Raw genomic sequence first — 280 nt, 5'->3', positions numbered from 1 at the left:
GGATCGACCAGGGCGCCGAGATCGACAACAAGCGCCTCTCGCATGCGCTTGCCGTGGCCCGCTCGATACAGGAGATACGTGACGATCGACGCGCGGCGGGCTCGCCGTCACGAACGCATATTGGCGAAGCAGTCCGGGCGAAGAAAGCACTGCTTGGGCTGAAGAAACAGCGTGCAATCGAGGTTGCTGACCTGAACCAGGCCATTCTCGGAGTCAGCGTGAAAGAAAAGGGGGACGGGGGGCGGCTGCGCCGCCCCAACCCCGAAACATAAAAAGAAAC

General features: G+C 61.4%; 1 protein-coding gene. It reads left to right on the top strand.

All coding sequences use genetic code 11. The annotated features are described in order from the left end of the window. Positions 1 to 272, top strand: a 272-nt coding sequence (locus PXJ20_RS33110; protein ID WP_421057536.1) for a hypothetical protein, incomplete at its 5' end; no start/stop codon positions are given. Positions 273 to 280 lie beyond the last annotated feature (8 nt).

Origin of the sequence: Paraburkholderia sp. A1RI_3L (assembly GCF_048957895.1) — a bacterium.
GTDB classification, from domain to species: domain Bacteria; phylum Pseudomonadota; class Gammaproteobacteria; order Burkholderiales; family Burkholderiaceae; genus Paraburkholderia; species Paraburkholderia kururiensis.
This window is presented reverse-complemented; position numbering and strand designations above follow the sequence as displayed.